A 7,752-nucleotide genomic window follows, 5' to 3' on the forward strand; every position below is an offset into this window, starting at 1 on the left:
TCAAGGGCGCCTCGCCGAAGGACGGACGCCGGTGCCGATCACCCAAGTGGGTGTCGGCACCGGCGTATTGAGCTTCCGTCAGGTCGTCCCGCACGTCGTGCACGGCGTGTCGCGGCGGCCGGGTCAGCCCGCGAGGTTGTCCGCCATCTCCTCGGACAGGTTCGACTCCGTCCCGGGAATGCCGAGGTCCTGGGCCCGCTTGTCGGCCATCGCCAGCAGCCGGCGGATACGGCCCGCGACGGCGTCCTTGGTCAGCGGCGGGTCGGCGAGGGCGCCGAGCTCCTCCAGAGAGGCCTGCTTGTGCTCCATGCGCAGCCGTCCGGCGGCGGCGAGATGCTCCGGCACCTCGTCGGCGAGGATCTCCAGGGCGCGCTGGACGCGGGCCCCGGCGGCGACGGCGGCGCGCGCCGAGCGGCGCAGGTTGGCGTCGTCGAAGTTGGCGAGCCGGTTCGCCGTGGCGCGGACCTCGCGGCGCATCCGCCGCTCCTCCCAGGCCAGCACCGACTCGTGCGCGCCGAGACGGGTCAGCAGCGCGCCGATCGCGTCCCCGTCGCGGACGACCACGCGGTCCACCCCGCGCACCTCGCGGGCCTTCGCCGCGATCGACAGCCGGCGGGCGGCGCCGACCAGCGCGAGCGCTGCCTCCGGTCCCGGGCAGGTCACCTCCAGGGACGAGGAGCGGCCGGGCTCGGTGAGCGAGCCGTGGGCCAGGAACGCCCCCCGCCAGGCCGCCTCGGCGTCGCAGGTGGCCCCCGAGACCACCTGCGGCGGCAGCCCGCGGATCGGGCGGCCCCGGCCGTCCACGAGCCCGGTCTGGCGGGCCAGCTGGTCGCCGCCCGCGACGACGCGCACGACGTAGCGCGAGCCTCGGCGCAGTCCGCCGGGCGCCATCACGATCAGTTCGGAGCTGTGGCCGAAGATCTCCAGAATGTCGCGCTTCAGGCGGCGCGCCGCCATCGCGGTGTCCAGCTCCGCCTCGATCACGATCCGGCCGCTCACCAGGTGAAGGCCGCCCGCGAACCGCAGAATGGCGGAGACCTCCGCCTTCCTGCAGCACGTCCGGGTGACGGGAAGCCGGGAAATCTCATCCTTCACCGCTGCCGTCATCGCCATGGGCCGATCCTTCCATGCATCCGAAAAATACGGTCGTACGCGGCGGCCAACAGCTCCGGGTCGTGCCGCGGAGATCCGTCGGTCCGGGCCACCGGCGCCAGCTCGACCGCGGCGCCGAACCGCTTGGCGGCGTCGACGAGAGAGTCGCGGTCGGGCACGGCGGCCACGTCGGCCAGCACCACGTCCAGGGCGAGTTTAGGGGCGTGTCGTCCCAAAACCTCCAAATGACGCTGCGGGGAGAAGCCTTCGGTTTCTCCGGGCTGCGGGGCGAGGTTAAGGGAGAGTACCCGGCGCGCCTTCGTCTGGATGAGGGCGTCCAGGAGTTCGGGCACCAGCAGATGCGGGATGACCGAGGAGAACCAGGAGCCGGGGCCGAGGACCACCCAGTCCGCGTCGAGGACCGCGGCCACTGCCTCGGGCACGGCCGGCGGATCGTGCGGTACGACGTGCACGGACTGGACCTCACCGGTGGTGAGCGCCACGTTCGCCTGGCCCCGGACCGTGTCGACCTCGTCGGGCCGGTCCGGGTCGTGCCCCTTGACCAGGGCCTGGAGCTCCAGGGGCACGGCGGACATGGGGAGCACCCGGCCGTGCGCGCCCAGCAGCTTGCCGACCAGGTCCAGGGCCTGGACGTGGTCGCCGAGCTGCTCCCACAGGGCCACGATCAGCAGATTGCCGACCGCGTGTTCGTGCAGCTCGCCCTTGGACTGGAAGCGGTGCTGGATGACCCGGGCCCAGGTCTGGCCCCAGTCGTCGTCGCCGCACAGCGCCGCCAGCGCCTTGCGCAGATCACCGGGCGGGAGAACGCCCAGCTCGTCGCGCAGGCGCCCGCTGGAGCCGCCGTCGTCGGCCACGGTGACGACGGCGGTGAGGTCTCCGGTGATCCGGCGCAGCGCGGCGAGCGAGGCGGACAGCCCCATGCCGCCGCCGAGGGCGACGACCTTGGGCTGGGCGCCACGGCGGCGCGGCTTGGCACCGCGCGCCGCGACCGGCCGTCCGGCGCGTTCCCCGGGGGTCTCCCGGCGGAGCCTGTTCAGCCGCAGGGTGGTACGTCCGGTCACTCGCGCCCCATGTCCCGATGCACCTTCACGGTCTCCACGCCCTGGGATACGAGACGGGCGGCGAGCTTCTCGGCGGTCGCCACCGAGCGGTGCTTGCCGCCGGTACAGCCGACCGCGATGGTCACATAGCGCTTGCCCTCGCGCCGGTATCCGGCGGCGATGAGCTGGAGCAGCTCGGCGTAGCGGTCGAGGAACTCCTTGGCCCCGGGCTGGTTGAAGACGTACGCCGAGACCTCCTCGTTCAGGCCGGTGAAGGGGCGCAGCTCGGGGACCCAGTGCGGGTTGGGGAGGAAGCGCATGTCCACGACCAGGTCGGCGTCGACCGGGAGGCCGTACTTGAAGCCGAAGGACATGACGGTGGCCCGCAGCTCGGGCTCCTCCTCGCCCGCGAACTGGGCGTCCATCTTGGCGCGCAGCTCGTGCACGTTCAGGCTGGAGGTGTCGATGACCAGGTCGGCGTCACCGCGCAGCTCGCGCAGCAGCTCGCGCTCGGCGGCGATGCCGTCCACGATGCGGCCGTCGCCCTGGAGGGGGTGCGGTCGGCGGACGGACTCGAAGCGGCGCACCAGGGCCTCGTCCGAGGACTCCAGGAAGACGATCCGCCGGGTGACGTGCTTGGACTCCAGGTCGGCGAGGGATTCGCGGAGGTTGTCGAAGAACCGGCGGCCGCGCACGTCGACGACGACCGCGATCCGTGCCACGTTGCCCTGGGAGCGGGCGCCGAGCTCCACCATGGTGGGGATCAGGGCGGGCGGCAGGTTGTCGACGACGAACCAGCCGAGGTCCTCCAGACACTTGGCGGCCGTGGACCGGCCGGCTCCGGACATACCGGAGATGATCACCAGCTCGGGAATGGCCGCGTCCGGGACTCCGGTCCCCGCGGTCTCGATGCCCGTACCCACTTGTGCTCCGTCTTCCCGTGGTGCTTCCCGCTCCGCGTGATCTTCGCTTGCTTCCTTGTGTTCTTCCTGGCCCTGCGCCGGCCGTTCCGCTTCACGCGCGTCGTTCTCGGTCATGTCTCCTGCCCCCGTCGCTCGTCCGAGGCGCCCGCGGTCACGGGCTCCTCCGCGGTGCCCGCCGTCGTCTCGGGCGCCACGTCTTCGTCGTCTTCCATGATCTCGCCAGTCGCCGTGTTCACGGCGGGTGCGGCCGGAGCCGCCTGGGCGAGGGCCACGGCGATGGTCTCCGCCGTCTTTCGGCCTATGCCGGGAACCTCGCAGATCTGGTCGATCGTCGCGGACCGCAGCCTCTTCACCGAACCGAAGTGTTTGATCAGTGCCTGTTTGCGCGACTCGCCGAGGCCCGGCACATCGTCCAGGGGGCCCGCCCGGAAGCGCTTGGCCCGCTTGGCGCGCTGGTAGGTGATCGCGAAGCGGTGGGCCTCGTCCCGGACCCGCTGGAGCAGGTACAGGCCCTCGCTGGTACGCGGCAGGACCACCGGGTCGTTCTCGTCCGGCAGCCACACCTCCTCCAGGCGCTTGGCGAGTCCGCACACGACGATGTCGTCGATGCCGAGCTCGTCGAGGGCCCTCTGGGCGGCGGCGACCTGTGGCCGGCCGCCGTCGACGACGACGAGCTGAGGAGGGTAGGCGAAGCGCTTGGGGCGGCCGTCGTCCTCGGAGAAGGCACTCACGGAGAGAGGGTCCTCGGTGAGCGTGGTCCCGGAGACCGGAGCCTGGGAGGCCGGGGTCCCGGAGACCGGAGCCTGGGAGGCCGGGGTCCCGGAGACCGGAGCCTGGGAGGCCGGAGTCCCGGAGACCGGAGCCTGGGAGGCCGGAGTCTGAGAGGCGGAGGTCCCGGAGGCGGAGGTCCCGGAGACCGGGGCTCCCGGGGCTCCCGGGGCTCCCGGGGCGACGGTCTCCGAAGAGGCGTCCTGGCCGTCCGTCCACTCCCCCGTCTTCTCCTTCTCGACGAGGTAGCGCTTGAAGCGGCGGGTGATCACCTCGTGCATGGAGCGGACGTCGTCCTGGCCCGCGAAGCCCTTGATCTGGAAGCGCCGGTACTCGCTCTTGCGCTGGAGCCCGTCCTCGAAGACCACCATGGACGCCACGACGTCGTCGCCCTGGAGGTGCGAGATGTCGTAGCACTCGATCCGCAGGGGCGCGCTGTCCAGGTCGAGCGCCTCGGCGATCTCCTCCAGGGCACGCGAGCGGGTGGTCAGGTCGGAGGCGCGCTTGGTCTTGTGCAGACCGAGCGCCTGGAGGGCGTTGCGCTGCACGGTCTCCATGAGCGCCTTCTTGTCGCCGCGCTGCGGGATGCGGAGCGACACGTTCGACCCGCGGCGTGCGGTGAGCCACTCCTGAACGGGCTCCACCGGCTCGGGCAGCGCCGGGACGAGCACTTCCTTGGGGACGGAGTCGCCCGTCTCCTCGCCGTAGAGCTGCTGGAGCGCGTGTTCGACGAGGTCACCGGTGGTGACCGCCTCGACCTTGTCCGTGACCCAGCCCCGCTGGCCCCGCACACGTCCGCCGCGCACGTGGAAGATCTGCACCGCGGCTTCCAGCTCGTCCTCGGCGACGGCGATGAGGTCGGCGTCGGTCGCGTCGGCGAGCACGACCGCGCTCTTCTCCATGGCCTTCTTCAGGGCCTCGATGTCGTCGCGCAGCCGGGCCGCGCGCTCGTACTCCATCTCCTCGGCGGCGTCCGTCATCTGCTGTTCCTGACGGCGGATGTACGTCCCCGTACGGCCCGCCATGAAGTCGCAGAACTCCTCGGCCAGCTCGCGGTGCTCCTCGGGCGTGACCCGTCCGACGCAGGGGGCGGAGCACTTGCCGATGTAACCGAGGAGGCAGGGCCGGCCGGTGCGGGAGGCGTTCTTGAAGACGCCCGCGGAGCAGGTGCGGACCGGGAAGACGCGCAGCAGCAGGTCGACGGTGTCGCGGATGGCCCACGCGTGCCCGTAGGGACCGAAGTAGCGCACGCCCTTCTTCTTGTGGCCGCGCATCACCTGCACCCGCGGGAACTCCTCGTTCATCGTCACCGCGAGGTAGGGATAGCTCTTGTCGTCGCGGTACTTGACGTTGAAACGGGGGTCGTACTCCTTGATCCAGGAGTACTCCAGCTGAAGGGCCTCGACCTCCGTGGACACGACCGTCCACTCCACCGACGCGGCCGTGGTCACCATGGTGCGGGTGCGCGGGTGGAGATTCGCCAGGTCCTGGAAGTAGCTCGCCAGGCGCTGGCGCAGGCTCTTCGCCTTTCCGACGTAGATCACCCGGCGGTGCTCGTCGCGGAATTTGTACACCCCGGGAGAGTCCGGGATCTGTCCCGGCTTGGGGCGGTAGCTGGAGGGGTCGGCCATGCCACACACCCTACTGGCGCGGGCCGACAGCGCGGTCGGCTCCCGGCCCGCCTGTGGACGGAGGCACAGCCCTCGCGGTGTCAGCCGCGGCGTCGGCGCAGAGCCCGCGAGACGCTCAGGACGAGCGCGACGAGGGCTCCGACGCCGGCCAGTGCCGACGCGGCCACGACGAAGGGGTCGGTCCGGTCGGCACCGTCGGCAGGGGCCCCTTCGCGCCCGGCTCCCTTGTCCTCGCCCGGGCCCCGGCCGTCCCGGTGGGCTCCGCGCCCGTTCCGCGGTGCGCCGTGTCCCGTCGCCGCGCCGAGCCGCGGGGACCCGGTGCCCGGGATCCTGTCCGCGACCACCGGGGCACCGGGGTGCTCGTCCGCGCGCCCGGCGGCCGCGGCCGCCGGGGCGGCGCCCAGGGCGGCCAGAACCGCGGCGAGAGCGACCAGTCGTCGTCCGTGGCGCATCGAGTTGCTCCCGGGTGGGGTCGAGGAGGGACGGAGCACGTCCGGGGCTGCGGTGAGGCATGTTGAGCATCAGGTGTTGTCGGGACTTGGTCAACACGCTTCAATGCGGGGGAACTCGGGGCGTGAACGGCGAAACCCGCGGGTGAACAGCCCCCGCGCGCCCACCGGGCGGCCCCGACCCGCACGAACGGCCTGACCAGCCGTAGTGAACATCCACAGAAAGGCCCCCTGCATGCGGCACGGCACACAGCACGCGGACGTCGCCACGGCGGAACTGGAGACGGCCCTGCGGGGCGGCCCCTTCCATGTCGCGCTGCGCGCCGCGATCGCCGCCCGCGGACTGCCGCTGCAACGCGTCCAGCACCATCTGTCGCGCTACGGCGTCAAGGTCGGGGTGACGAGCCTGAGTTACTGGCAGCAGGGCGCCCGGCGCCCCCAGCGGCCCGAGTCGCTGCGGGCCGTGCGCGCCCTGGAGGAGATCCTCCAGCTGCCCGACGAGTCACTGATCAGGCTGCTGGCCAAGGCCGAGGAGCGCTCGGACCCCGAGCGTCCGACGGGGCGTTCGTACCGCTCCCTGGTGGAGGCCTCCGGTGTCCTCGAACGGCTGCTGACCGAGCTGGAGTCACCGCTAGACGGCGGTCTGCACACCATCGGCCATCACGAGCGGGTCCACATAGGCGCCCATCGCGAACTGCTGGGCCGCGAGTCGCACCACATAGTGCGCGCCCACAAGGACGGCGTGGACCGCTATATGGCCATCCACCACGGCGACCCCGGATGCGCGCCGGAGCTTACGACGGTCCGGGCCCTGGAGAACTGCCGTACGGGCCGGGTGCGCTGGCACCGCGACACCGGTGTGCTCGTCGCCGAACTGCTCTTCGACACCCGGCTACGGGCAGGCGATACGTTCCTCTTCCGCTACGGCGTCGAGGACGGTACGGCGGGGACGTCCAGCGAGTACGTCCGCGGGTTCGGCTTCGCGGGCGGACAGTACGCACTCCAGGTGCACTTCACGGAGAACGCGCTGCCCGTGCGCTGCCACCGCTTCACCCAGCACTCGGCGGCCGCGCCGCGCAGTGGCCGCCAGGAACTGGCGCTGAGCGGCCGCCACCGCTCGGTGCACCTGGTCGAGCCGCGCGTGCGGTCGGGGATCGTGGGGATCGGCTGGGACTGGGACTGACCGCCCGCCCGGCCGCGGGCGCCGGATCGGTCCGGCCCGCGCCTCGGCTCAGGCGCCCGGCCCGGCGACGATCTTCCCGTCCTTCGCCTCGACGGACAGCTCGTCGAGCGGCACGGTGGCCGGCGCCCGCAGCACCATGCCCGTCGTGGCGTCGAACTCACTGCCGTGGCACGGGCACACCAGCGTCGTGCCCTCCAGATTGTTGATGGCGCACCCCGCATGGGTGCAGATCGAACTGAAGGCCTTGAGCGAACCGTTCCCGGCGCGGCTGACCACGACGTTCTGGTCCTGGTAGAGCTGAGCACCGCCCTTGGCGACCTCGCTCTCCGCACCCAGCACGACGGGGGCGGTCGGCGCCGCGGGGCCTCCGCCGCCGCTGCCGCCGGAGCACGCGGCGAGGCCGAGCCCGGCGACCGGGGTGAGCGCCGCTCCCCGCAGGACGGTACGACGGCTCGCGGTCGTACGGCCGGACATGGCATCTCCCCTGGTCGAGGCGGTTTCACGGCGACTCCGCCGAGCGCGGCAGCGGACATTCCACCGGCGGGCCACCGAGGAGTCACGCATCGACGATACCGGTACAGATCATTCCGCTCCAGGCGGGGCGGGCCCGGCGGGACTGAGGACGTAAACGCTTACGCGCAGACG

7 protein-coding genes are annotated in these 7,752 nt (G+C 72.1%); 1 reads left to right on the plus strand and 6 read right to left on the minus strand.

The features are described 5' to 3' along the window. Positions 1-123: 123 nt before the first annotated feature. The 5 genes from whiA to ACFWBT_RS04630 form a co-directional block, all read right to left on the minus strand. Complete coding sequence (gene whiA / locus ACFWBT_RS04610; protein ID WP_266757464.1) at positions 124-1,113, minus strand: DNA-binding protein WhiA; 990 nt, start codon at positions 1,111-1,113, stop codon at positions 124-126. After that, positions 1,104-2,174, minus strand: coding sequence for a uridine diphosphate-N-acetylglucosamine-binding protein YvcK (yvcK, locus tag ACFWBT_RS04615; protein WP_385695824.1), 1,071 nt, complete (start codon positions 2,172-2,174; stop codon positions 1,104-1,106). Before yvcK ends, whiA begins: the two co-directional genes overlap by 10 nt. Then, complete coding sequence (gene rapZ, locus ACFWBT_RS04620) at positions 2,171-3,190, minus strand: RNase adapter RapZ (protein WP_385695827.1); 1,020 nt, start codon at positions 3,188-3,190, stop codon at positions 2,171-2,173. Before rapZ ends, yvcK begins: the two co-directional genes overlap by 4 nt. Then, on the minus strand, positions 3,187-5,475 hold the full coding sequence (gene uvrC / locus ACFWBT_RS04625; protein WP_385695830.1) for an excinuclease ABC subunit UvrC: 2,289 nt from the start codon (positions 5,473-5,475) through the stop codon (positions 3,187-3,189). The genes rapZ and uvrC overlap by 4 nt, the downstream gene beginning before the upstream one ends. An 80-nt stretch (positions 5,476-5,555) precedes the next feature. Further along, positions 5,556-5,927 carry a hypothetical protein gene (locus ACFWBT_RS04630; protein ID WP_385695833.1) on the minus strand — a complete coding sequence of 124 codons (372 nt, stop codon included), beginning with the start codon at positions 5,925-5,927 and terminating at the stop codon, positions 5,556-5,558. A 232-nt stretch (positions 5,928-6,159) separates the two neighbouring features. On the opposite strand from ACFWBT_RS04630, the gene ACFWBT_RS04635 reads away from it, so the two are divergent. Beyond that, entirely contained in the window at positions 6,160-7,107 is a 948-nt protein-coding gene (locus ACFWBT_RS04635; RefSeq protein WP_385695835.1) for a hypothetical protein, read from the plus strand. A gap of 48 nt (positions 7,108-7,155) precedes the next feature. Here the strand turns inward: ACFWBT_RS04635 and ACFWBT_RS04640 are convergent, their stop codons facing one another. Continuing rightward, on the minus strand, positions 7,156-7,581 hold the full coding sequence (locus ACFWBT_RS04640) for a Rieske (2Fe-2S) protein (RefSeq protein ID WP_385695838.1): 426 nt from the start codon (positions 7,579-7,581) through the stop codon (positions 7,156-7,158). Positions 7,582-7,752 lie beyond the last annotated feature (171 nt).

The organism is Streptomyces sp. NPDC060027 (genome assembly GCF_042737005.1).
Lineage (GTDB): Bacteria > Actinomycetota > Actinomycetes > Streptomycetales > Streptomycetaceae > Streptomyces.